The sequence below is a fragment of the Aquimarina algiphila genome (genome assembly GCF_007489275.1).
GTDB classification, from domain to species: Bacteria; Bacteroidota; Bacteroidia; order Flavobacteriales; family Flavobacteriaceae; genus Aquimarina; species Aquimarina algiphila.
The window spans coordinates 1-22206 of sequence record NZ_VLNR01000068.1 but is presented as its reverse complement, the minus strand read 5'-3'; the positions used below and the strand labels follow the sequence as shown (position 1 = coordinate 22206).

At 30.5% G+C, this 22206-nt stretch carries 24 protein-coding genes; 4 read left to right on the top strand and 20 right to left on the bottom strand.

Annotation, left to right across the window (positions count from 1 at the left end; genetic code table 11):
• Nucleotides 1–3: 3 nt before the first annotated feature.
• Entirely contained in the window at nucleotides 4–2136 is a 2133-nt protein-coding gene (recQ, locus tag FOF46_RS24435; RefSeq protein WP_143918273.1) for a DNA helicase RecQ, read from the bottom strand.
• A 119-nt stretch (nucleotides 2137–2255) separates the two neighbouring features.
• Here recQ and FOF46_RS24430 point away from each other — a divergent pair, with 119 nt between their 5' ends.
• A complete protein-coding gene (locus FOF46_RS24430) occupies nucleotides 2256–2921 on the top strand; it encodes a DUF4386 family protein (protein WP_109437658.1) in 666 nt (221 codons plus the stop codon).
• Between the two features lie 51 nt (nucleotides 2922–2972).
• Here FOF46_RS24430 and FOF46_RS24425 read toward each other — a convergent pair whose 3' ends face one another.
• Nucleotides 2973–3776 carry a hypothetical protein gene (locus FOF46_RS24425; protein WP_143918272.1) on the bottom strand — a complete coding sequence of 268 codons (804 nt, stop codon included), beginning with the start codon at nucleotides 3774–3776 and terminating at the stop codon, nucleotides 2973–2975.
• A 44-nt stretch (nucleotides 3777–3820) separates the two neighbouring features.
• Entirely contained in the window at nucleotides 3821–4288 is a 468-nt protein-coding gene (locus FOF46_RS24420; RefSeq protein ID WP_109437656.1) for a hypothetical protein, read from the bottom strand.
• Nucleotides 4289–4391: 103 nt separating this feature from the next.
• Between FOF46_RS24420 and FOF46_RS24415 the strand changes: the two genes are divergently transcribed.
• Nucleotides 4392–6704: a type IA DNA topoisomerase gene (locus tag FOF46_RS24415; RefSeq protein ID WP_143918271.1), complete on the top strand. Its 2313-nt coding sequence runs from the start codon at nucleotides 4392–4394 to the stop codon at nucleotides 6702–6704.
• Nucleotides 6705–6718: 14 nt separating this feature from the next.
• Here the strand turns inward: FOF46_RS24415 and FOF46_RS24410 are convergent, their stop codons facing one another.
• Both FOF46_RS24410 and FOF46_RS24405 read right to left on the bottom strand, forming a co-directional pair.
• A complete protein-coding gene (locus FOF46_RS24410) occupies nucleotides 6719–7312 on the bottom strand; it encodes a hypothetical protein (protein WP_143918270.1) in 594 nt (197 codons plus the stop codon).
• Between the two features lie 116 nt (nucleotides 7313–7428).
• Nucleotides 7429–8148: a hypothetical protein gene (locus FOF46_RS24405; protein WP_143918269.1), complete on the bottom strand. Its 720-nt coding sequence runs from the start codon at nucleotides 8146–8148 to the stop codon at nucleotides 7429–7431.
• Nucleotides 8149–8504: 356 nt separating this feature from the next.
• Here FOF46_RS24405 and FOF46_RS24400 point away from each other — a divergent pair, with 356 nt between their 5' ends.
• Nucleotides 8505–9422, top strand: a complete 918-nt coding sequence (locus FOF46_RS24400; RefSeq protein WP_143918268.1) for a hypothetical protein — start codon at nucleotides 8505–8507, stop codon at nucleotides 9420–9422.
• 66 nt (nucleotides 9423–9488) lie between these two features.
• Here the strand turns inward: FOF46_RS24400 and bla are convergent, their stop codons facing one another.
• The 15 genes from bla to FOF46_RS24330 all read right to left on the bottom strand — a co-directional run bounded on the left by bla (nucleotide 9489) and on the right by FOF46_RS24330 (nucleotide 21304).
• Entirely contained in the window at nucleotides 9489–10229 is a 741-nt protein-coding gene (bla, locus tag FOF46_RS24395) for a subclass B1 metallo-beta-lactamase (protein WP_143918267.1), read from the bottom strand.
• 161 nt (nucleotides 10230–10390) lie between these two features.
• The gene (locus tag FOF46_RS24390) at nucleotides 10391–10714 is read right to left on the bottom strand and encodes a hypothetical protein (RefSeq protein ID WP_143918266.1); all 324 of its coding nucleotides are present in this window, start codon (nucleotides 10712–10714) and stop codon (nucleotides 10391–10393) included.
• A gap of 3 nt (nucleotides 10715–10717) precedes the next feature.
• The gene (locus FOF46_RS24385; protein WP_143918265.1) at nucleotides 10718–11158 is read right to left on the bottom strand and encodes an SRPBCC family protein; all 441 of its coding nucleotides are present in this window, start codon (nucleotides 11156–11158) and stop codon (nucleotides 10718–10720) included.
• Nucleotides 11159–11251: 93 nt separating this feature from the next.
• Nucleotides 11252–12103 carry an AraC family transcriptional regulator gene (locus FOF46_RS24380; protein ID WP_167571938.1) on the bottom strand — a complete coding sequence of 284 codons (852 nt, stop codon included), beginning with the start codon at nucleotides 12101–12103 and terminating at the stop codon, nucleotides 11252–11254.
• Between the two features lie 348 nt (nucleotides 12104–12451).
• Nucleotides 12452–12865 carry a hypothetical protein gene (locus FOF46_RS24375; RefSeq protein ID WP_143918263.1) on the bottom strand — a complete coding sequence of 138 codons (414 nt, stop codon included), beginning with the start codon at nucleotides 12863–12865 and terminating at the stop codon, nucleotides 12452–12454.
• Between the two features lie 53 nt (nucleotides 12866–12918).
• The gene (locus FOF46_RS24370; protein ID WP_143918262.1) at nucleotides 12919–13452 is read right to left on the bottom strand and encodes a Crp/Fnr family transcriptional regulator; all 534 of its coding nucleotides are present in this window, start codon (nucleotides 13450–13452) and stop codon (nucleotides 12919–12921) included.
• 92 nt (nucleotides 13453–13544) lie between these two features.
• On the bottom strand, nucleotides 13545–14168 hold the full coding sequence (locus FOF46_RS24365) for a hypothetical protein (RefSeq protein ID WP_244299740.1): 624 nt from the start codon (nucleotides 14166–14168) through the stop codon (nucleotides 13545–13547).
• A 145-nt stretch (nucleotides 14169–14313) separates the two neighbouring features.
• Nucleotides 14314–16587 carry a catalase/peroxidase HPI gene (gene katG / locus FOF46_RS24360; protein WP_143918261.1) on the bottom strand — a complete coding sequence of 758 codons (2274 nt, stop codon included), beginning with the start codon at nucleotides 16585–16587 and terminating at the stop codon, nucleotides 14314–14316.
• Nucleotides 16588–16769: 182 nt separating this feature from the next.
• A complete protein-coding gene (locus FOF46_RS24355) occupies nucleotides 16770–17282 on the bottom strand; it encodes a hypothetical protein (protein WP_109437643.1) in 513 nt (170 codons plus the stop codon).
• Between the two features lie 552 nt (nucleotides 17283–17834).
• Entirely contained in the window at nucleotides 17835–18038 is a 204-nt protein-coding gene (locus FOF46_RS33130; protein ID WP_109437642.1) for a DUF7220 family protein, read from the bottom strand.
• On the bottom strand, nucleotides 18028–18750 hold the full coding sequence (locus tag FOF46_RS24350; RefSeq protein WP_143918260.1) for a metallophosphoesterase family protein: 723 nt from the start codon (nucleotides 18748–18750) through the stop codon (nucleotides 18028–18030). The genes FOF46_RS33130 and FOF46_RS24350 overlap by 11 nt, the downstream gene beginning before the upstream one ends.
• 73 nt (nucleotides 18751–18823) lie before the next feature.
• The gene (locus FOF46_RS24345; protein ID WP_143918259.1) at nucleotides 18824–19675 is read right to left on the bottom strand and encodes a helix-turn-helix transcriptional regulator; all 852 of its coding nucleotides are present in this window, start codon (nucleotides 19673–19675) and stop codon (nucleotides 18824–18826) included.
• A gap of 111 nt (nucleotides 19676–19786) precedes the next feature.
• Complete coding sequence (locus FOF46_RS24340; protein WP_109437639.1) at nucleotides 19787–20140, bottom strand: SPW repeat domain-containing protein; 354 nt, start codon at nucleotides 20138–20140, stop codon at nucleotides 19787–19789.
• A gap of 257 nt (nucleotides 20141–20397) precedes the next feature.
• Entirely contained in the window at nucleotides 20398–20694 is a 297-nt protein-coding gene (locus FOF46_RS24335) for a putative quinol monooxygenase (protein ID WP_109437638.1), read from the bottom strand.
• A gap of 10 nt (nucleotides 20695–20704) precedes the next feature.
• Entirely contained in the window at nucleotides 20705–21304 is a 600-nt protein-coding gene (locus FOF46_RS24330; protein ID WP_167571937.1) for a nitroreductase family protein, read from the bottom strand.
• A gap of 105 nt (nucleotides 21305–21409) precedes the next feature.
• Between FOF46_RS24330 and FOF46_RS24325 the strand changes: the two genes are divergently transcribed.
• Entirely contained in the window at nucleotides 21410–21745 is a 336-nt protein-coding gene (locus tag FOF46_RS24325) for a winged helix-turn-helix transcriptional regulator (protein ID WP_143918258.1), read from the top strand.
• The last annotated feature ends 461 nt before the right edge of the window (nucleotides 21746–22206 follow it).

Sequence of the window (22206 nt, the reverse complement as noted above, 5' to 3'; positions counted from 1 at the left end):
CTTTTAATTCTTTACATCTATACTCTCATCTTTTAAAACAGTTAAGGCTATCTTGATTGTATTATAATCAAGAGCTTGTTCAAAATGTTCAAAATATGGTTTTAATGTATCAGGTTGGTCGAGTTCTTCTTTTGCTTTTTTAACTGCCGATAGATCCGCAGCACTTACGAATTGTTTTAGATCGATATCCTCACCATCTTCATGTAATTTCATAATATGAGAAAATACTGTGGAAGCGGCTAGTTGTCTTTTTATGGCTATTTCTTCTATTGATAACCCTTCTTTATAAAGCGTTAATGTTTCCTTATGTGTATTTCCTTTTTTTGAACTTTTCTTTTTCTTTTTTGTCGTTTTTTCTTGAGAAAAATCAATAATCGCTTTTATAAATTGATACCCGTAATTTTGCATTTTTTGTCTTCCAACACCATTAATTTGCATGAATTCATCATCACTCATCGGACGGGATTTCTCCATTTCTTTTAATGTGGCATCACTAAAAATTTGATAGGCGGGAATACCGGCTTCTTTTGCTAGCTCTAATCGCAGTAATCTTAGTTTTTCAAATAGATCAGGAGTTGATGATTTAGCAATTTGTTCTATAGCAACTTCTTTTATTTTTTCAAACTCTTGTAAATGGGCTATACTTACTTTTTTGCCTTCAAATAATACCTTCTTAGAACGTGAAGTAAGTTTTAGTTTATTGTTTTGATGAAAAGCAATTTCTAAATACCCTTGATTAATTAATTGTATAATATATTGTTGCCAATCTCTCCATGATATTTCATTACCAATACCATACGATTTAAGGTTTTGATATCCCTTATCATATACTGCTGCATTCTGTGCACCTCTTAAAATATCAATCACAGTTCCAATAGGTTCTTGTTCTTTGATTCGGGTAACCGTTGATAATGCTTTTTGAGCAATGATTGTTCCATCAATAAAAGTTGGTGGATTTTTACAAACATCACAATTACCACAATCTTCTTCGATCAGTTCTCCAAAATAACTCAGTAGAATTTTACGTCTGCAACTCAGCGAATCAGCATACTGCTTCATACGATCAAGTTTTGCTAGCTGGACCTCTTGATTACCAGACATATTGGCAAACTTTTGCAATTGTACAACATCAGCATAACTATGAAACAGTAGTGTAGAAGAGGGGAGTCCATCTCGTCCCGCACGGCCGATTTCTTGATAATACCCTTCAATGTTTTTTGGCAAGTTATAATGAATAACCCAACGAACATTTGATTTATCGATACCCATCCCAAATGCAATAGTTGCACATACAATTTGTACTGTATCATTAATAAAACCCTCTTGTACTTTAGATCGCTTATGATGATCAATACCTGCATGATATGCTTCTGCAGTATACCCTTGTTGCTGTAATTTTTCTGCAATAGCTTCTGTAGTTTTTCTACTTAAGCAATAAATAATTCCACAATCATTAGGCTTGTCTTTAAGAAAATTAATGATCTGTTCTATTCGTTTGTTCCCCGGTCGTACCTCAAGGCTTAAATTTTTTCGATCAAAAGAAGCTAAATGCTGTATGGCATTAGGGATGTTAAGTTGATCACAAATATCCTGGCGTGTTGCTTTATCAGCGGTTGCCGTTAATGCAATCACAGGGGTTTTGGGAAATTTGGTTTTGAGATACCCAAGTTGAGTATAAGCAGGTCTAAAATCATGTCCCCAAGCCGAAATACAATGTGCTTCGTCTATTGCAATTAAACTTAGTTCTATTTGAGAAAATATAGTATCCAAAAAACTTAAACTTTCTGGAGCGACATAGAGTAACTTTATTTCTTTATCCAGGAGTTTCTGGTATATGTCTTGCTGCTCACTTTCTGTTTGACTACTATTAATAAAGGCAGCATGTATACCGTTGGCCAATAAACCATCTACCTGATCTTTCATTAATGCGATTAAAGGTGAAATGACCAGAGTTACACCAGGTAGCAATAATGCAGGAAGTTGATAACAAATTGATTTTCCGCCACCAGTAGGGATAATAACAAGATTATCCCGATGATTAAATACAGCATCTATAATCTCTTGTTGTAATGGCCTGAAAGTGTCATAACCAAAATATTCTTTTAATGTACTTTTAATTTGTTGTAGGTCTGGCATAAATGCAAAGGAACAAAATTAGCATGGGAAAATAAAAGTGTTTTGTACAATGATAACACATTAGGAAAATCTAGTAACAAAATTGGGTTTGATCCGTCTTCAAATAAAACAGCGATTTTATGGCAGCACTAAAAAACGTACAAAAATTAGGTGGAATTTCAGCAATACTTGAAGCTATTATTTATGGTATTGCCTTTATCATTTATGGAGCAGTATTAGTATATCCTCCAAGCGATGCGAATACGATACAAGAACTTAAGTTTCTATCTGATAACCAAACTATCTTAATGATTTTGAATTTAATAGTTTATGTGTTATTTGGGGTTTTACTATCCGTATTGGTTCTTGCTATTCATGAACGCTTAAAAAATACTTCTCATGTTCTTTCAAAAATAGCTTCTGTATTTGGTTTAATTTGGGTTGGATTAGTAATAGCAAGCGGAATGATAGCTAATATTGGCTTAGACTCTGTAATTCGAATTGGTGCCAAAGAACCAGAACAGGCGATGTTGATTTGGAAAAGTGTTGAAATAGTTACTGAAGGCTTGGGAGGAGGAAACGAAATAGTTGGCGGAGTTTGGGTATTGCTTCTTAGTATTGCAGCTTTAAAAGGGAAAAGTTTCTCAAAACCTTTAGTTTTTTTAGGATGTATAGTTGGTTCAGCTGGTATTCTAACTATATATCCAGCAGATATATTTACTGAAATTTTTGGCTTAAGTCAGATCATATGGTTTATTTGGTTAGGAATATTCATGCTTCGTAACAGTCAAAAATCAGTACATTAGAAATCGTTAACGATCAAAAGTTCTTATAAAAAATAAGGGTAACTACTTTGCTTATTTTGGAAGTCCTAAAATATAGTATCCTAATTTTTTCCCATTATCTTTTTTTGCTTTTTTAATTTCCCATAAGTATGTGTCATTTTTTATGTCTTTTAATAGATGTTCTACATCACTAAAGGTATAAGTTCTCATTGTTGATGCCTGACCATCCCATGCATAAAAAAGAGGAATGATGGGTATGATATAAGTGAATACAATTTGTTGCCATGTTAATGGTTTTACAAATGGTGTCATAAAAAGTGACATTATAAAAAGTATAGCTAACGAGAGGGGTAAAAATAACCACCATAAAAGGGTAGGAACAAAATTTTCTCCCATTTCATATATAAGAATAGGTTCGTTATTATCTTGAGCAGATTTTAGTATGTTTTTTGCTTGATTGGGTGGCATATGATGAAAACTATTCATCATGGTCTTTAATCCAGGTGGTGTTTCGGTTAAATTAGTAGCATCAATAGATGTCTGTTCATAAATAATGTTGGCTAATTGGCTATTGTTAATTCGATTTACAAAATCAGGATTGGGGTGTAAGTCAGTTAAAATTAGTTGAACCAACTCTGATGTATTAGTGTCATTTATTTTTTTTATTACTTCCAACATGGCACCACCTGATCCAGAGCCTAAATCAACAATTTGTGAAAAATCGTGTCTGTTCTTTATATTTATAATTAGATTGGTAATAACCTCGCTAGTTCCTAGTATTTTGTGTAAAACTACTATAAGATTAGTCATACTGGTTCTTATTGTATTCGGGAACCAATCAAAATCTTCAAATTCAAAAAGTTGTATTCTTTTCATTAGTTTGATTGTTGTCGTAAGAACAAGTTTAACCTTGTACTTAACTAGTTATATTTTTTCATCTGTTTTCTAAAGAAATCTAATTCTTCTACTGTCAATTTCTTTTTATTAAAGTTGATATAGCGCAGTCTTGTTTCATTTGTTTTTAACCAAATTTCATTATTTTTCTCGGTAATACTAGTTATCCAATCCCAGTTCTTGTATTCAGGTTTTTGCTTACTACCAACATGATGTATTGCTATAGATTCATTGTTAAATTCGATAACAGCATTGAATATTAAACGATTTGATTGAATTTTTGCACTTAATACTATGATTATTAGTGAGATAAATATAATGATTAACGTGATTCCTATTGCCGTTTTAAGCATTGATCCAAAAAGGTTTGGATTTACAATCGCAATTAAAATAGATGCTATTATATATTTAATAATACTTCGATTTATAAAATTATATACTTTGGCTTTTAGGATCGTATAGAAATTAATAGTTACGGTCTTTGTTACACTCATGGTTAAATTTTAATTGTAAATCTAATGTATTGGTTAATTCAGAGTTTTGTCAAATTGTTTTGTTAAAAATCAATCTATATTTTGACTATTTTTGTTTTTAGTTATGAAAGTATGCATTGCCGAAAAACCAAGTGTTGCCCGTGAAATTGCTTCTGTACTAGGAGCAAATGTAAAATGCGATGGATATTATGAAGGTAATGGATATGCTGTAACCTATACTTTTGGTCATCTCTGTACATTATTTGAACCTAATGATTATAAACCTTACTGGAAAAGTTGGGATCTTAATAATCTTCCTATGTTGCCCGATAAATTCAGAACCAAAGTGGTTGACAATTCTGGAATCAAAAAACAATTTAGTATTGTAAAAAAATTGTTTGATAAAGCTACAGTAGTGATTAATTGTGGTGATGCCGGTCAGGAAGGAGAGCTAATACAACGATGGGTTATAGACCAGGCAAATTATAAAGGAGAAGTGCAACGTTTATGGATTTCATCATTAACCACAGAAGCGATTAAAGAAGGTTTTGAAAAGCTACAACCCTCTACGCAGTACGATAATCTGTATTATGCAGGGTTTTCGAGAGCAATTGGAGATTGGTTATTAGGTATGAATGCCACAAGATTATATACCGTTAAGCATGGTGGATATAAACAAGTATTATCTATTGGTAGAGTACAAACGCCTACACTTGCGATGCTGGTAAATCGATTTAAAGAGATTCAGAGTTTTAAACCAAAACCTTATTGGGAGTTACAAACGGTTTATAGAGATACTTTGTTTAATTGTGAGGAAGGAAGGTTTTTAAAAAAAGAAGAAGGAGAGACCTTTGCTAAAGTCGTTAAAGAAAGTGATTTTGAGATTGTATCTATCACTAAGAAAAAAGGCAAAGAATATGCTCCCAAACTTTTTGATCTTACTGGACTGCAAGTTTATTGTAATACTAAGTTTGGTTTTTCTGCAGATGAAACATTAAAAATTGCACAAAAGTTATATGAGCAAAAGGTAATTACCTATCCTAGAGTGGATACCACTTTTTTACCTAATGATATTTACCCTAAAGTACCTGGCATATTAGGAAAATTAACGAATTATCAAAAGTTGATCGAACCAATCCTTAATGAAAAGATTAAAAAGTCAACTAAAGTTTTTAATGATAAGAAGGTTACAGATCACCATGCTATTATTCCTACCGGAGTTCAGATCAATTTACAATATAACCAACAACAGGTGTATGATATTATTACCAAACGATTTATAGCTGTGTTTTATGATGATTGTTCTGTAGCCAATACAACTGTGATTGGTAAAGCAGATACCGTAACTTTTAAAACTACAGGAAAAGAGATTTTGGAAAAAGGTTGGAGATTGGTTTTTGAAACCCCAAATACTAAAGAAAAAAAAGAAAAGGGGATACTTCCTTCTTTTGTAAAAGGAGAAAAAGGTCCACATGAACCTTCTTTTTTAGAAAAAGAAACCAAACCTCCTAATCAATATACTGAAGCTACTTTATTAAGAGCTATGGAGACTGCCGGAAAACAAGTAGATGATGATGAAATGCGTGAACTAATGAAGGAAAATGGTATTGGAAGACCATCTACAAGAGCAAACATTATCGAAACTCTATTTAAGCGCAAATATATTGAGCGAAATAAAAAACAAATTCTTCCTACAGTAACAGGAATACAACTTATTGATACTATACAGAATAAACTCCTCACTTCTGCAGAGCTTACAGGACAATGGGAAAAACAACTAAAAGAGATTGAAAAAGGGAACTTTCATGCTGGTAACTTTATTAAAAACATGAAACAAATGGTGGATCATTTGGTATATGAAGTTCGTACAGAAAAAGTACGAGCTAATATCTCCCATACAACATCGGCTAAGAAACCCATCTCAGGAAACAAAAAACAACAAGCAAAACTTAATGAACAAGTATGTCCAAAATGTAAGCATGGGAAACTTCTGAAAGGGAAAACTGCTTTTGGATGTAGTGATTATAAAAATGGATGTGATTTTGTACTTCCGTTTTCTTTTGAGGGAAAAAAGATATCAGAAAAACAGTATTTACGATTACTCCAAAAAGGATGTACCGTTAACCTTAAAGGTTTTAAAACTTCTGAAGGGAATAAAGAAGGACTTATTCGTTTCGATGATCAATTTCAATTACTCTTAGAAGAGAAGAAAGTTGCTAAGACCACTCATCAAGAACAAAATCCTAATACCATGTCTTGCCCCATTTGTCAAGAGGGAACTGTTGTAAAAGGTAAAACAGCGTACGGATGTAGCGCGTATAAAAATGGATGTGATTTTAGATATGCTTTCGATACTATACGAGAAAAGGCTAATGGAAAACCATTGACAACTTCATTAGTTTTTTCTTTGCTAAATGAAAGTGTAAAAGCAGAATGATTAATATCTAATATCTATTTTTTATTAATAATCATTTCTAGTAAGCAAGAGGTGTGTGTATATCGATCAGAAAGAATATCAATAGTATAATTTTCTAAAGCAATAGTATATTTATTTTTGATTATACTATCATAAAAGTTAAAGCTTTTTATGGTATCTTTTGTTATCACTTTTAGCGTGTAATTTGCAGTATCAAAGTACTTACGGTCTTTATCTTCGGGAGGTCCATCATATCCCCATTCATGATAGCAATCGATTAGTTCTATTTCTAAGTCACTTTTATCACCCACCATTATACTTCCTGTATTTAATAATGCAAACGTTTTTCCTAATCGTATTGGCTCAATACTTAAATAATAATTGCTGTTTTCAATCAAAAATGTTAAGAAGTATTTTTTATATGCTTTAGTATAATAAGAGCTTTCTGATGGATCATTATTAATATAAAAAGAGGCAATGGATTCGCCATTGTTTTGGACTTCTAAAGATATATCTCCAATTAAGTGAGCCGCAGAACTTTTATCATATATATTTAAGTTGGTGGTTATCTTTAGCTCATTATATTCAATAATACCACTTTGCCCATGTTTTAATGATATCTTTTTCATACTCTTTTGTGCGCTAATGTTATATAATATAAAGAATACAAATATGGATACTATAATTTTTTTCACGTTTTTATTTAATGTATTGTAATTAATCTTTGATGTGTAAAATTTAATCTTTAATTCTTGTTTTTAATAATAGGCGTAGGAGGATGAGCAACAGGAGTAGGGAAAAAAGTGGGATCAAATCTATCTAATATTTCGATCCTTGATGTATTTAAATTTATTTTTAAACGATACTGCTCAAAAAGTGTATTAAAATGTTTAACATCAATAAATTCATTGTCCATTCTTCTTATTGTCATTTCATATATGTTTTCTTGCTCCTGGGTCAATACAATAAGATAATTTTTAATTAATTCTGCTACCCCGTTTGCAGTGAAATATTTGATTTCTTCTAGTGTGCTGCTTACGATGGTTTTATTTATTTTTTTCAGGATAACATTATGATCTTTTAATAGAGTGCCATAATCATAAGAATCTTGTAAGCGATAAAGGTTCATGATAAGGTCTTCGGGTTTTATTTTGCGACCAACTTCAAATTCAATACCTCCATCTGGTGTTCTTATCAAAGAAGGATCCTCCCAACCGATACCGATGTTCTCAATTCCCCAATTAAATTTATCTTTTTTGTAAATTCCTGGATTAACAAAAAAAGTAATTTCATTATCAGAATAATAATCTGTAGTATTATCAATTCTTTTTTTGAGATGAATTCTCGTCAATTGATTTATGGGAAACCCATTGTTTTCTAGTTTTTTAGCAACTTTTAAAATAAGTTTTTGTTCTAGATTTGTAAATTCTGAAATAGAAGATTGCAGGCCTCTGGGGATATCCATAGCTGAATTTTTTTGATGTTTTTTTCCACTAAAGAAAAGTGTGAAAACGGACAATACAATTATTGATATATATCTATATTTCATGAAGCTTCTTAGGTATTTGTCCAGACTATATTTATTTTAAACCTTGTATGTTTTGGTTTTTTCTTAAACTTATAAAAATTTAAGGCTTTTACAAAAAAGTAAAGACCTTTTGTTTTTTACTAAACCTTCTATAATATTATATGGATGTTAATTTCTTTCTTTTTTTGACAGTTGATGATATGAAAACTATTTAAATTATTTTTTACTTTAAAATACTGTAACATGGGCTCTGAATTTTTATCTATATAAAAGATGATTTAATTATAATAATTATGAAATTAAAGCAAAAATTTATAATCTCTCTATTTTTTGCACTTCCCATGGTACTTTGTGCACAAGCAGAAATGATATTCAATGATACTCAATTGAATGAATCATTGGAGACCGTAACTCAAAAATTAAAAGATATCTCTGAAACTACGAATGTAATTTCGATTGATAATCCAAGTTTTCCTTTAGCCAAAACCAAAGAAGAACATTTGGTTTGTTCAAAAATAAAAACAAAGCATGGGATAATTGAAAAAGCGGTATTTACTTTTGCCGATAACAAACTTAGTTATATTGAAGCCAAAGGAAATGTTTTTAATACATTTACAGAGACACGTAATGACACTGCCAGAACGTATATAGATTATGATGTTTATGTTAAGGATAAACTATTCTTAAACAAGAAAAAAGATATAGCCTGGATAATTACCAAAGAAGCTATGCATACCAATTTATTTACTTGGGAAAATCCATATCTCAATTTTCCATCGACAACTGAAATTGAATCCAATGATTCAAGTAAAATACCACCATTTCTTAAGACAGGAAAGACTTTGAATGAATTAAAACCAGTATTAGAAGCCAATAGTAAATTTATAAATATAGAAGAATTAGATGGCTCTGACCCTAATGCACAACTGCAAATAAACTGTTTTGGAGTTGATTATTTAGGGTTTCCAAGAAAAGTAGAAGCGCGTTTTGGAGATAACAAGCTTAATGTGGTATGGATTTTAACAGGAAAAGGGGAGGAAGATAGAATTCGCAAGGCTTTAACTAATCAATATGGTGATCCAATTTTTGTAAATGATGCTTGGGAGATTTTCAATAACTGGCAAGTTGGTTTAAGAAAAGATAAACCAGAGGTCTTGCTTATAAAAAAAGAATTAGGACTAGAATACAAAACAACCTATTTTAAGCAGTAGTAATTCTGGTTTAATGATTAGGAGTAAATATGCTTTTCTAGTATTATGATAAGTTAGGCTAGATTGTTAAGCCTTCTTAAATAATTGAATTGTATAATCCAAAAGTTCTGTTCCTCCCGGTTTACCATGCCCAGGAATTATAATTTTTAAATCAGGGATTTGCTTTTTTATCTTTTCAACAGTTTTAGACCATTCATTAGTATTAGCATCTTCAAGATTACCTTTGCCTGCTTTGGCTGATTTAACTAAACATCCTCCAAACAATACTTTTTCATTGGGGAGATATCCGACAATGTTATCTATGGTATGTCCCTCACCAAAGAACTTAACATGAACGTTTTGAGCACCTATTTTAATTTTCATTTTATTTTTAAAACCATATTCTGGTACTACTTTTAGATTATTTTGTTTTACCAATTTAATCGTGGTATTATTAGCGTATGATTTTGCTTCGTTATCATGGAATTGCTGTAATCCTCCCAAACAGTCTGTGTGAAAATGAGTAACTACAACAGCTTTAACTTTCTTTTTTCGTTCTTTTTCAATCCAATGTATAAGCTCTTTTGAGGTCTGATCATTTGTGGGAGTATCAAAAACAATAGCTTCATCTTCATTAAAATATACCATTCCGTTACACGCAACTTTTCCAAAATCATTTGTCTCTAGATAAGAAATATGCATAAAAACATTATTACCAACTTGTTTGATTTTTAGTATTTCAGATTCAAAAATATTTGTTGTTTGTCCACTAGACCTACAACAGCAAAAAACAATAGAAATTGCTAATAAAATAAATGTTTTGTTCATAAAAACTATTCTGTTTTTTAATTGGATCTCACATTGGGTATAAAACACCTGACGCGGTAAATTAGCGAATATTCAAATATAATCATTGCTTTTGTTTGCTATTCATGTAAAATTTATATTTTTTTTAATAAAAAGCTTTTATATATAGTATGCTATAACTACTATTTTGCAGGTAAACTCATGACATAATCATAGCTTTCATTTAAATATTCTGATAATTTGTCTAAATCACTTAGCATATTCTCTGGGATGAGTACATAACCTCGCATAACTGCATTGTAAGATTTATAAATAGTAGTATCAAATTCCTTGATATATTTTTCCTGAACTTCTTTTGAAAACCTAAACCCTATTTCTCCAGCCTTATTAAAAAGCGAAAACATATGTCCATTTGCAGAAGTGTATGGCATTGTTTTTCCTTTTCTTTCAAATCGGTTACATTTTGCAACAAGTTGATCGTATGTTTTTAACTTTTTTTCCCACATAGTTTATTGTTTTTCAGCAAATTCTTTAAATTGACTCATCCATTTTTCTACTTGTTTTCTGTATATACCCGGAAAAAAGAGGGCTATTATTTTTGGCAAAAACCAATTAATCCTGATATATTCACATTCATAATCGTATTGTGTTGTTTTAGAATTAACTTCTGTAAAGGTATATTTCATGGTATTGTCCATATGTTTGTGATGATAAAAAGCTTCTAAAGATTGAGGTAAATCATTTTTAGTGATCGTTTCAGTGATTACCATATCTTGTTTACCATATTTATAATACATTTTTGATTTTGCTCCTTTTTGACCAGAAACACCATTAATTAACTCTTTTTTTATAAACCCATCTTGGTATTCTTTGTTGTACTCTTCATTCATAAAAAGAGCGACAACCACCTCTCTTTCTTGATGTATTGCTACTGAACCTTTATATTTCATAATTATAGTCGTTTAATCTCTTGAGGCATAGTTAAAGAGATAAAATTACATTTTGGTTACAGAATCGTTTTGTAACCTTATTTTTTTACAGTTTTAGTTACGTTTTATCTTTTCAAGATATTCTGAAGGAGAGATGCCTTCAAATTCTTTAAATGTTCTATAAAATGAAACCTTGTTATTAAAACCACATTCAAAGGCAATTTCGATTAGTTTTATTTTTTCTCCATTAGCTTTTTGCATAATTTTTTTGGCTTCATTTAATCTATATTGATTAAGCAATTTTTTAAACGAATAGTTGAATTTTTGATTAATAATTTCTGAAACATAAGCAGAAGGAAGTGCAACTGATTCAGAAAAACGTTGAAGATTTAGAGTGTCATCCAAATAAATTTTGTCGATTTCAAATTTATTAGCGATCAGGATTTCATCTTTTTTTCTTTTTTGTAAATCACTTAAATCAGGGGTTTTACTACTAAATATAGTCGATTTGTCAATTAGTTTGTAAGCTACGGCCTGAATAATAAAAGTCATTACAAGCATACTCATTTGATTTACCAAAGCAAAGTTGTATTTACCTATGGGTTGAATTATAAAATACATAAGATGTAATACTAAAAACACTGAATAAATGGATAAAACAATATGATACCAGTTTACCAAAACATTATTGGTGACCTGTAGTTTAAAGTGAGTTAATTTTTTGATACTTGAATATATGTATACACCTATATATACGAAGAAACTTAAGCTAAAGTAAAAATCAAAACTTTGAAATGAGGGGACTTTTTCCATGAAGACTTTTATGGTTTCTAATTTTTCAATTCCGTTTAAAAAATAGAAAGGAAGATTAGAAAGTAATATTAAACCAAAAGGAATAAAATGCAGATACATTTTTTTTGATAGCTTAAAACCTTTAATTGTTATTGCAAGTGTCATAAATAACATCAAAGGAGGTTTTAAAAAACTAATAGGATAACTTATACCCAATAGATGGGGAATAGAAAGAATTAATTGAGTTTCTACTAAAAGTCTTTCAAAAAGCGTAATGCCTTCAATTATTAAAAGGGATGCAAATAAATTTTTAAACAGAGTTTTATTGTCTGACTTTAATAGAATAAATGCAATGAAAAAAGCCTGGCAGGTGCCATAAGTAATTATAACGTTAAGTATCAGTGAAGTCAACCCCATTATTTATACTTGCTAAGTATTCTTTCAAAGATAACTAGTTTGATTTGATGAAGAAATCTAGAGAAGCTTAATTATATCTTTTATTATGAATGTTATTTTTTTGTTTTAATCAAATGGAAGTAAGTCAGGGGTTAAAAACTCTTTCTTCGCATACTTTGAATTAAAAATATCAAAATTATAATGACTTTCAATAAGTTGTTTAAAGCGCGTTTTTAATTGTGGAAACTCAAGTATGAAATCTTTAAAATTATTAGAATTTGATTGTCGTATGAAATGATTTACAACTTTGGTTGCTGCAATAGTTAGGGTTTTGTTGTATTTATCTTTTGCGTCAACAAAAGTTATAAAATTTTGTAATTGTTTTTGAATATTTTCTTCTGCTTGTTCAATTCCATAGTTTTTAATATGTATCCATGCTAGTCTTAAATGAGCTTCGTGACTGAAGATTTCTGGATCAAGAGTACAGTCAGTAAATGAGTTTTCAAAAGCTTTGTCTGTGAGTTCAAAATGTTTTTCCATAGTATATTACATTATATATTTTAATGTAAAGAAATGGATTTCTTATTTTTTTCTCATTTACATTTGTTGATAAATTGTTTTCGTGCTCTACTTAATTGTGTTGGTGTAATACCCAGATAATTTGCAATATAATAATGAGGTATTCGATTAATTAAATTTGGATATTCTTTTAAGAATAACTCATATTTCTCAACAGAATTCAGATTTAATAATGATACCAATCTTGACTGTAATTGTTTATTGAGTTTTTGGAATTCGTTAGTTACTATTTTCGTGATTTCTTTGTCTTTATTAACCCATGACATAACTTCAGAATAATCGGCTATAGAAATCTTACATTCTTCTAGTGCTTCTATGGACATTACGACATTTGTTTTCGGGATATAACTACCAATAATCATATCGTTCTCCTGATAAAAGTGAGTCGTAATTTCATTACCGTCATTATCATATACAAACCCTCTCATAATTCCTTTGATGAGCATTCCTATTTCTATGCAAGGTTTACCATACTGAAGAAAAAAATCCCCGCGATTGAATAACTCAGTTCGATGTAGAGATTCGCTAATTGTGGTTTTTTTAGACATTTTAATTATGATTATTTCTTAGTTGAAATATAAACTCGGTATATTATTAACTATAGAATGGAGAACTATTATCGAACTCATTATAAACTTTGTTATATATAATTTTTTCGTTTCTTTTCTCGAAGTATTCCTAATATTAAACCAAGTATAGCGATTAAAAAGCATGCTATAATCCAAAAACCAAAGTTATGCTCATGAAAGAATAATCCAAAAGCAAATATAAAAGAGAATAGTATCAGTCCAATAACTTGCCAAATGTAATCTTTTTCCAGTCGCATTCTTTTGTCTAAGGTCGGAGTTAAATTAAATAAAATTTTGATTTCGTCCCATTCCCAAATAATAAGTAATAAATTGGCTAATAGCATTAATCCAGTTATTACCGGGGTATATGCAAAATAATATGATAGGGTTATAATGAATATATTCAAAATAATAGGGAGATTAAATAAGGCTCCAAGTTTAGAGTATTTTTGAGTCATTAGTAAAAAACCAGCTATTAATTGAGCAATTCCGATGAACTTCCAATATAAACCTGATTGATACATAGTTTCAAAGAAATGCCAAGCGCTATTAATGGGGTTCAATTCTCCACTTTCAGCAGTGAAACGATTTCCTTTAATCTTTACGATGCTTGCAAAGACAAATGCTCCACCAATTAATAACCTCGTGTAAATTATAAAAATTTGACTCCAGACCTTTTCTTTAATATCTCCCATGATAATGTTCGTTTTTATTACGACGCATAAGCAAAGAGTTTGTTACTTTATAACATTTTGAACAAAAGATTGAAACATCTAAAAGAAACCCGCTTAGATCTTAAAACTAAGCGGGTTGATTATATACATTTTATTCTATAAATGGCTATAGATCAAATCGATCAAGTTTCATTACTTTACTCCATGCATTAACGAAGTCTTTTACAAATTTCTCTTTTGCATCGTTACTAGCATAGACTTCGGCCAATGCTCTTAATTCAGAATTAGAACCAAAAATAAGATCTGCTCGTGTAGCTGTCCATTTTAGTTCATTAGTTGCTCTATCTCTTCCTTCATATTTTTCTTTTGCTTCAGAAACGGCTTTCCATTCTGTACTCATGTCCAAAAGATTAACAAAGAAATCATTGGTTAATGTTCCTGGGCTTTTAGTAAAAACACCATGTCTGGAGTTATCATGATTGGTATTTAAAACACGCATACCTCCGACGAGAACTGTCATTTCTGGAACAGTTAATGTTAATAATTGCGCTTTGTCAACAAGCAATTCTTCTGTAGTCAAAGTGTATTTTGTTTTTAAATAGTTTCTAAATCCATCTGCCATCGGTTCGAGTAATGCAATTGAATTTATATCAGTTTTCTCTTGTAAGGCATCCATTCTTCCAGGAGTAAAAGGAACCTCAATAGAATAACCAGCTTTTTTTGCTGCTTCTTCTATGGCTGCAGAACCTCCTAAAACAATCAGGTCAGCGATAGATACTTTTTTTCCTGTTGTATTAAAATCACTTTGGATTTTTTCTAAAGTTGCTAAAACCTTATTCAATTGTTTTGGATTATTAACCTCCCAGGTTCTTTGAGGTTCTAGTCGGATACGAGAACCATTGGCACCACCTCTTCGATCAGAATTACGATAAGTAGAGGCAGAGGCCCATGCTGTTGATACTAGTTCACTAATTGTAACATCTGCATTAAGAATACTCGATTTTAATGCGGCAATATCTTTTGCATTTATTAATTCGTGGTCAACTGATGGAATTGGATCTTGCCAGATAAATTCTTCTTTAGGAGTTTCTGGACCAAGGTATGTAGTTCGAGGTCCCATATCTCTATGGGTTAATTTAAACCATGCCCGAGCAAATGCAGCATTAAATTCTTCGGGGTTTTCAAGAAATTTTCTTGAAATTTTTTCATATGCAGGATCAAATCGTAACGAAAGATCTGTTGTTAGCATCGTTGGTTTATGTTTCTTTTTGTCATCAAAAGCGTCTGGGAATATTTCGTCAGCATCTTTTGCTTGCCATTGATGAGCTCCACCCGGACTTTTAGTTAGTTCCCATTCAAAATTAAATAAATTGGCAAAGAAAGTATTATTCCATCTGGTAGGTGTAGCGGTCCAAATAACTTCTAAACCAGAAGTAATAGCATCTTTACCTTTTCCGGTTCCATGATCACTTTTCCAACCTAGTCCTTGTTCTTCAATAGTGGCAGCTTCTGGTGAAGCCCCCAAATGTGAACCACTTGCAGCACCATGTGTTTTACCTAATGTATGTCCTCCGGCTATAAGGGCTACTGTTTCTTCATCGTTCATTCCCATTCGTCCGAATGTTTCTCTTATATCTATTGCTGCGGCAACAGGATCTGGATTACCATTAGGCCCTTCTGGATTAACATATATAAGTCCCATTTGTACCGCTGCTAAAGGTTTTTCTAGTTCTCGATCACCAGTATAACGTTCATCATCCAACATTTTACCTTCGGGTCCCCAATACACATTACTTGCAGGTTCCCATACATCTTCTCGTCCTCCGGCAAAACCAATGGTCTTAAAACCCATAGATTCAAAAGCAACATTACCAGTGAGTATCATTAAATCTGCCCAAGAGATTTTACTTCCATATTTTTGTTTAATAGGCCAAAGAAGCCTTCTTGCCTTATCCAGATTGCCATTATCAGGCCAACTATTTAAAGGAGCAAAGCGTTGTTGCCCTTCTCGTGAACCACCACGGCCATCACCAGTTCTATATGTACCAGCACTATGCCATGCCATACGAATAAATAAGCCCCCATAATGTCCATAATCTGCTGGCCACCAATCCTGAGAATCTGTCATTAATTCGGTTAAATCTTTTTTTAGTGCATCATAATCCAAGCTATTAAATTGTTCTGAATAATTAAAACCCTGCCCCATAGGATCTGATTGCGATGAATGTTGTCGAAGTACACTTAGATCAAGTTGGTTTGGCCACCAATCTCTATTGGTTTTGCCATCGTTGCTTACATTAAGCCCTCCAGATGGTCCTTCAGAAGTGAAACCAAAAGGACATTTTCCTTTTTTTTCTCCATCACCTTTTACTTCACTTTGATGGCAGCCGGTTAAAAGAATCATAGCAAAAGCTAATGTTATTAAGAGTTTGTTTTTCATTTGTGTAATTTTTAGTTAATATGTGGTTTTATTGTCGGTTCATAAAGTTAAATGTATTTTTTTGCAGATAAAAGTTGATATTATTTATAAAATTATAGTTAGATAGATAATATCTATGATTTAACACATAAAGCATCTAAAAAAATTATATCGTCAAACAGACTTTTATAAAGAATACAAGTTTAAAAACCAATACCAAAATGTAACGCGGCAGTAAATGATATTTCTTGGTCATTACCAACTCTTATGGGCAATACGAGTTCTGCAAATACATTAGTTTTTCCTAAGGAAAACCCTCTGTTTAAAAGTGGTGTAATTCCATATCTTCCACTTTTAGTTTCATAAGCGATCCGATTTCCAAACGTAAGTTTATTACCAATGCCCCATAATAAACCAGGATGTATTAGAAGCTCATTTACAGCACTAGTATTATCTCCATCAGAATCTTCAATAGAACTTATAAAAGGAACGAGTTCTACATCAAAAGCAAATTTTTCACTTTTGCGAATCGTAACACCTATTGGAAATCCAATAGTATACGGATCAAATCCATCAGTGGTATCTCCATCCTGAATGGTTACTATGGGCTGAACAAAACCAAAGTGACCACCGATAGTGTTTTGCCCTCGGACATTGTAAACACTTAAAGATAGAAATAGAATACTAACAATTAAAAAGGACGGTTTTAGAGTCATGACATTTTATTTTAAAGATTATTAAAAAATTAAAAATGATTTACATATTGTATGATGTATGGTAATATGTAGGACGATGCATTAATCTTCCTAGTATTTCAAATAGAGTTTGTAGAGACTAGCGCTTTTGATTATCATATTTTGTTTAAAAATATGCTGTAGCAGAAGGTTTCTCTAGATTTAGAAAAGAATCAGAATATAATTAACAATATTCTACCAAGATATTGATCTGACTTATGGGTATAGGTATACCGGATATAAGTTAAAATAGATACAAATCTATATCACTTCGTGACTAGTCAGATAAAATGGAAAAAATGTAGAATATTAAAATACCTATTTCAATTAAAGTTGAAATAGGCATAAATATCGCTTGTCAAGAAAACGGAAAGTTTAATTAGATTTTTCATGTAATAAGAGGATTTAAGTTGGTATTTCAAATCTAATATTATAAAACTTGAAAGTTTGTTAGCTAGCTAACAAATTATTTACATAATCCTGTTATATCTTTTATTAGTAATTGAAACCAATTTTTGAATCCTAATCATGTATTTACTTCTGATTAAAATATCGCCTAAGAAAATAATTTCTTAGTATGCTTAAAAAGGTTAAGTATATTGTTAAGATTACATTTTTTCCAGAATCATTTTCTATTCCCAGTATTGGAAATATAATATGTAGTGAAATCATAGTAATAAAAAAACCAACAGTAACATTAACTAAGCTTTCTATAAGCGACTGTTTTTTAGTTTGCATCGCTTAAAAGTTTAATTGTTGAAGATTGATGATTTTTTTCTAACTCAATAATTCTGTAACCAAAAATAGATGTGTTTATTTCTATGGTATTTGGGTTTTTCTCAACTTGAAAGGAAACAGCGGGAGTTATGTTCTGAGTGATGTTTTTGTAAACAACTTTACTTTCCATATGATAATGGCCACAAAAAATAGTAATCTTATTAGGATAACTTTCTAATATGGACAGTACGGCGTCTCTATTTTTAAGCTTTCCTATATTATCAACTTCTAAATTCAAACCGATTACAGGGTGATGCATGAAAATGATAATGAGCTTTGGCGAAACAAGTTCTTTTTCAAGCCAAAATAGTTGTTGGCTATCAATTATACCTTCAGAAGAATCTAAGTATATGAATTTATATTCTTCTTTCTCCACACTACTATATAATTTTAGAGAATCGTAATGCGCTCCTTTACCATAATATTTAGAAATTTCGGTAAATGAATCATGATTGCCAAGAGTAATCGATAAAGAGATCGTTTTAAGTTGTTCGAAGAAATAAGATACTCCTTCATTTTCACCAATATCACCCGTACAAATTACTTCTGTGATTTTTTCATTTTTTATATCCTTTACAATGTCATCGAGTCGTTTTCTTGTTGATATACCATTTTTTGAAGGTAACTCTTCATCCAAATGTAAATCAGTGATATGTGCTAATCTAATAGGCATAAATCTTTATTTTAATTAAGAAAACAAAAGTACCTATGCGATTGATAATGTATTTATAGAATCTTGCAGATTTCTATACATTATTTCGATACTGAGTTGGAGAAGAACCTATATGCTTTTTAAATGTATTAGAAAAATAGGAAATGTTATCAAAGCCGCACTCAATAGCAATTTCAAAAATAGAACATTTAGAATAACGTAATCTATTCTTGGCTTTTTCTAAACGGATAGAAGTGAGATATTCTAAAGGGGTAATTCCGTTAATTTCTGTAAACAATCGATGTAAATAATATTTACTAATTCCAATATTGCTACTGATTTTTTCTAGTGAAACAGTATTACTTACATTATCATTTAAATATTCTTTAGCCAAAGATACCCTTTGAAAGAGCTCTTTTTTTGTATTGTGTTTAATTATTTTTAATGCCGAAAATTTATGATCAATATTGATTTGTTCCTGAATAATTGTTTCAGAAAGTCGAATAAACAAATGATCTATTTGATTTTTGAAAGTAATAGAGTCTTTCTCATAAAGATGAGTTATTTTTTCCAATAGCAGACTTACATTATTATTGGTTTGTTTTTGAATTACTTCTAGAAATTCAGGTTGAGGTTTAGTATTGGTATGATAACTATATACTTCATTGATGAGTTTAGGTGACAAGAAGAATGACAATCCTTTTGTTCCTCTTTTTGCGTTTGTAGTAATTCTACTATTGTTATTTAAAATTAAATATTGATTTTTTGATACCTCAATATTTTGATTATTAAAGCTATAATGTTTTACACCTTCTATGACATATTTTAATGTATATGTAGAATCATAAGATATAGAAATATCATCAGAGTGATTAGAATATAACACCTTATTTTCTAACTGATTTGAAAATTTTGGGATATCTATTACTTCTTCAAGTTTTACCATAAAATTAGAATAATGTAACCTCTATATTCGAAAAGTAATTTACAAAATAAAAATATAGCGATTTGAATTACAATTCAAATCGCTATTGTCTATATATATTGTGAGTCAATACTAAACAGCTAGTTCTGGTTTATGTAAACTCACAACGCTTAATACAGCAATACCATTAATCCAATAATAGTACGCATCTATTCCTTTAAAAGAAAAAATAAATGGTGCTAGTATAAAAACTATAGCCACCAGAAAATCTACGATTAAATGAGCTTTGTATGAAATAACTCGTACTATTCCTAAATGATGATCTGTTAATATTGTTAAAATTAGTGCTGCTATTCCAGTGGCAATAGAAAGCCAAAATGCAAATGGGTTAGATGCACCTAGGCCTAGTAAAAATGGAAGTATAATTAATGCAATTGCTACTGGATAATCTAAAAAAGCATGTATTCTTTTGGTTACAAATTTCATAATTCTAAATTTTAGTGATTAATACACTACAAAGATGAAGTAGAATTAAAGCTTTTTAAGTACAAAAAAAGGACTAAAAATTGCACTTTTTGATTTAAATGGATAAGAAGGAGTGTACTAAAGCACTTTATAATAAGAGATTGTTGTAAACCAAAAAGATTTGATGGACTTGATTTAAAACTGTGATAGCAGAAAAGAACTACATTTTAAAATGTAGTTCTTTTCTGCTATTTTTATATGTTGTCTGTGTGTGGTTATTATCCGATATGGGACATTTCATTGAGAATAAATTCTTCGACAGCACCATCAGTTGCTTTTATATACTCAGCCAAATGGGTGTTATTCATATGCGTTTGCCATAGTTCTCTGCTTTCCCAATTTTCATAAAACAGAAATAAGTTTTTATTTTGGTTGTCCTGATGCAGGTCATAATTAATACATCCTTTTTCTTTTCTTGTGATGTCGATAAGCTTTATTAGTTCATTTTTGACTAATTCTCTCTTTTTATCTTTTGCTAAAATTCTAGCTACGATTGTTAACTTTTGATTTTCCATTCTTTCTATTTTATACTGTTGTAATAACTTTATTGATGTCTCTTCTTGATTTTGGATTTTTGCTTGGTTGATTAAAATCTTCTTTGTCTCTATAGCCAATTGCGACAGCCATAAGGGTGGAGTAGTCTGTCTGATTTAAGATTTTGTCATAGTTTTTTGGTTCAATTCCCTCCATTGGTGTTGCATCAATTCCCATTTCAGCACAAGCACTCAATAAAACACCCAAAGCTAAATAAACTTGTCGATCAAACCAGGCTTTTATTTGTTCCTCAGATTGGGGCTTTATAAATTCTTTATAATAGTCAACTGCACCTTTTGGTAGTTCTTGATCAATTTGTTTTTCGAATACATCTATATTGTTAATACGACTAAATACCACAACAGTATCACTATCAAGAACCTTGTTTGTGTTTAACCACGAAACTTTTGAAAGTTTTTGTTTTTTGTCATTATCTGAAACAAAAGTAAATTTCCAAGGTTGACTGTTTATTGAAGAAGGACTTAAATGTAAAATCTCTTTTAATTCCTGAATTTTTTGACTTTCAATTTTTTTTGTTGCGTTATATTTTTTGGTTGTGTAGCGTTGCTGCATTGATTCTAGAAAGCTCATATTCTATATTTTAATTTAACTATACTAATTATAGTTGCAAAATTAAGTATAGTATTATAGTTTTGCAATAACGGTCAAAAAGGATAGTTTAATTTTATATGAGTTATGCATAAATTTAATGGAAGACAATACCCTTGTTGTGCAAGCCTAACAATGGGAATTATTGGAGGAAAGTGGAAAACAGTAATCTTATTCTACTTAATGGGAAAAACGTTGCGTTACAATGAGTTAAGAAAGAAAATGCCAACAGTAACCGAACGAACTTTAAGTTTACAGTTAAAGACTTTGGAAGAAGATGGAATTATTAAAAGAAAGGTTTACACTTCAAAACCTCCTTTAAGAGTAGAATATTCTTTAACAGATTTTGGTAACACTTTAATTCCGTTAATTCAATCTATTGCTGACTGGGGCGACTATGTGGTTGAAAATTATTCGAAATAAGTGTTCCAATTAACTTGCTATTCTTATTTTAAAAGGTCATTAAAATTGAAAATTTTATTTGATTTACATTATCTATTGACTTACTATCTAAATTTTTATTTTTTGATTTGATTGTTTTAGTTGGTGAGCTATTTTTATATGTAATTAACTTAACCAGCATATGTTATAATTTACCATAATTAATAAATTATAACATACATCCTTTTACAAGGATTTATAATTATTTGTAAAAGGTGTGTTACATATTTATTGCTATTGAACTATACTACATTGATTTTGAGAAAACATAAATAAATAGGATGAGAAAAGTCTTTTATTATGACAATATTAATAAAACCCGTTGTGCATTTAGAAAAAGTTGCGCAAACTGCTAAAAGGCAGTAAATTGTAGTTACGACACTATAATTCATATGCACAACTTTCAAGCAAATTACGATAAAATACTCAAGGTTTTAAAAGGA

Excerpts from the sequence above, each read along its gene's own strand:
- FOF46_RS24330 (WP_167571937.1), bottom strand. The coding sequence starts at position 21,304 with ATGAGCTTTCTAGAATCAATGCAGCAACGCTACACAACCAAAAAATAT.
- FOF46_RS24405 (WP_143918269.1), bottom strand. The coding sequence starts at position 8,148 with ATGGATATCCCCAGAGGCCTGCAATCTTCTATTTCAGAATTTACAAAT.
- FOF46_RS24425 (WP_143918272.1), bottom strand. The coding sequence starts at position 3,776 with ATGAAAAGAATACAACTTTTTGAATTTGAAGATTTTGATTGGTTCCCG.
- katG (WP_143918261.1), bottom strand. The coding sequence starts at position 16,587 with ATGAAAAACAAACTCTTAATAACATTAGCTTTTGCTATGATTCTTTTA.
- FOF46_RS24420 (WP_109437656.1), bottom strand. The coding sequence starts at position 4,288 with ATGAGTGTAACAAAGACCGTAACTATTAATTTCTATACGATCCTAAAA.
- FOF46_RS24340 (WP_109437639.1), bottom strand. The coding sequence starts at position 20,140 with ATGAAATTTGTAACCAAAAGAATACATGCTTTTTTAGATTATCCAGTA.
- FOF46_RS24355 (WP_109437643.1), bottom strand. The coding sequence starts at position 17,282 with ATGACTCTAAAACCGTCCTTTTTAATTGTTAGTATTCTATTTCTATCT.
- FOF46_RS24325 (WP_143918258.1), top strand. The coding sequence starts at position 21,410 with ATGCATAAATTTAATGGAAGACAATACCCTTGTTGTGCAAGCCTAACA.
- FOF46_RS24335 (WP_109437638.1), bottom strand. The coding sequence starts at position 20,694 with ATGGAAAATCAAAAGTTAACAATCGTAGCTAGAATTTTAGCAAAAGAT.
- bla (WP_143918267.1), bottom strand. The coding sequence starts at position 10,229 with ATGAACAAAACATTTATTTTATTAGCAATTTCTATTGTTTTTTGCTGT.
- FOF46_RS24345 (WP_143918259.1), bottom strand. The coding sequence starts at position 19,675 with ATGGTAAAACTTGAAGAAGTAATAGATATCCCAAAATTTTCAAATCAG.
- FOF46_RS24385 (WP_143918265.1), bottom strand. The coding sequence starts at position 11,158 with ATGAAATATAAAGGTTCAGTAGCAATACATCAAGAAAGAGAGGTGGTT.
- FOF46_RS24350 (WP_143918260.1), bottom strand. The coding sequence starts at position 18,750 with ATGCCTATTAGATTAGCACATATCACTGATTTACATTTGGATGAAGAG.
- FOF46_RS33130 (WP_109437642.1), bottom strand. The coding sequence starts at position 18,038 with ATGCAAACTAAAAAACAGTCGCTTATAGAAAGCTTAGTTAATGTTACT.
- recQ (WP_143918273.1), bottom strand. The coding sequence starts at position 2,136 with ATGCCAGACCTACAACAAATTAAAAGTACATTAAAAGAATATTTTGGT.
- FOF46_RS24390 (WP_143918266.1), bottom strand. The coding sequence starts at position 10,714 with ATGTGGGAAAAAAAGTTAAAAACATACGATCAACTTGTTGCAAAATGT.
- FOF46_RS24430 (WP_109437658.1), top strand. The coding sequence starts at position 2,256 with ATGGCAGCACTAAAAAACGTACAAAAATTAGGTGGAATTTCAGCAATA.
- FOF46_RS24400 (WP_143918268.1), top strand. The coding sequence starts at position 8,505 with ATGAAATTAAAGCAAAAATTTATAATCTCTCTATTTTTTGCACTTCCC.
- FOF46_RS24370 (WP_143918262.1), bottom strand. The coding sequence starts at position 13,452 with ATGTCTAAAAAAACCACAATTAGCGAATCTCTACATCGAACTGAGTTA.
- FOF46_RS24410 (WP_143918270.1), bottom strand. The coding sequence starts at position 7,312 with ATGAAAAAGATATCATTAAAACATGGGCAAAGTGGTATTATTGAATAT.
- FOF46_RS24375 (WP_143918263.1), bottom strand. The coding sequence starts at position 12,865 with ATGGAAAAACATTTTGAACTCACAGACAAAGCTTTTGAAAACTCATTT.
- FOF46_RS24365 (WP_244299740.1), bottom strand. The coding sequence starts at position 14,168 with ATGGGAGATATTAAAGAAAAGGTCTGGAGTCAAATTTTTATAATTTAC.
- FOF46_RS24415 (WP_143918271.1), top strand. The coding sequence starts at position 4,392 with ATGAAAGTATGCATTGCCGAAAAACCAAGTGTTGCCCGTGAAATTGCT.
- FOF46_RS24380 (WP_167571938.1), bottom strand. The coding sequence starts at position 12,103 with ATGTTATTTATGACACTTGCAATAACAATTAAAGGTTTTAAGCTATCA.